This window comes from Bacillus pretiosus (assembly GCF_051294775.1).
Classification (GTDB): Bacteria; Bacillota; Bacilli; order Bacillales; family Bacillaceae_G; genus Bacillus_A; species Bacillus_A wiedmannii.
Genome location: NZ_JBPPHF010000335.1, coordinates 1 through 294 on the forward strand (window position 1 = coordinate 1; position 294 = coordinate 294).

General features: G+C 40.8%; 1 protein-coding gene. It reads left to right on the forward strand.

All coding sequences use genetic code 11. From position 1 onward, the window contains the following. A partial coding sequence (gene thpR, locus ACSG5Z_RS31130) for an RNA 2',3'-cyclic phosphodiesterase (RefSeq protein WP_435712885.1) occupies window positions 1-294 on the forward strand: 294 nt, incomplete at both ends.

The following is a 294-nucleotide window of genomic DNA, read 5'->3' on the forward strand; positions in this document are numbered from 1 at the left end:
ACCATATTACCCTTTCATTTTTAGGTAGTGCAACAGAGGAACAATTAGAAGGAATAAAGAATGGATTACAAACCCTTACAGAAACGCAAGAACTAGCGTTCCCATTACAAGGATTTTCTACGTTCGGTATGGAAGATAGGCCGCGTATTTTTTGGTCGAAGGTAAGCGAGAATTACGATTTGCTTCAATTACAAAAGCAAGTGCACGCTATGTGTGAAGGGAATGGATTTTCTTTAGAAGCGCGCCCGAATCATCCGCATATTACTGTTGCTCGTAAATGGGTAGGAGAAGAGA